Source organism: Alteromonas sp. MMG017 (assembly GCF_018100795.1).
Taxonomy (GTDB): Bacteria; Pseudomonadota; Gammaproteobacteria; order Enterobacterales; family Alteromonadaceae; genus Alteromonas.
Window position 1 is genome coordinate 1 of sequence record NZ_JAGJDY010000064.1, and the last position, 503, is coordinate 503.

Consider the following 503-nt stretch of genomic DNA (forward strand, 5'->3'; position numbering starts at 1 on the left):
GCCCGCATAACGGGCAAAAATACGTAGGCTATAATACCGAGCGAAGCGAAGGGAGCCTACGTGTTTTTGTCCCTAGCGAGCGAAGCGAGTGTTAATGCGTTTGTTATAACTCAATTTCTGATGATGTATGAATACTCATTACCTCGGTCATCATGAGCAATTGCCTTAACGCAAATACTTCTGAGAAGTGTCACATATACTTCTGTCCGGTAATCCGTAAGTTTTTCCACTTCTACGCCCAGATTTGAAGCCATTTCAGGCAGCCAATCTAAGTAAAAATCTATAGAGTCTTTAACTCGATCTGATAGTTCGGGATCTTGCTGTTCTGTGTGAGGGAGCCATTGAATGATGACTTTCCTTCCTTTGCGTTTCCCAGCCAACTCAAAAAGGTCTTCGAATATAAATTTACCATCAAGATAGTTACAACCTCCCACAAACGAGTGGGTAAAATTATGAACTAATGGCTTGAAGTTCTTATATTTCACTGAGCCGTCCTTGAGTTA

At 41.6% G+C, this 503-nt stretch carries 1 protein-coding gene; it reads right to left on the reverse strand.

Going from position 1 to position 503, the window contains the following annotated elements; all coding sequences use genetic code 11:
• Positions 1 to 110: 110 nt before the first annotated feature.
• Positions 111 to 485, reverse strand: a complete 375-nt coding sequence (locus J8L84_RS20235; protein WP_211072278.1) for a hypothetical protein — start codon at positions 483 to 485, stop codon at positions 111 to 113.
• Positions 486 to 503 lie beyond the last annotated feature (18 nt).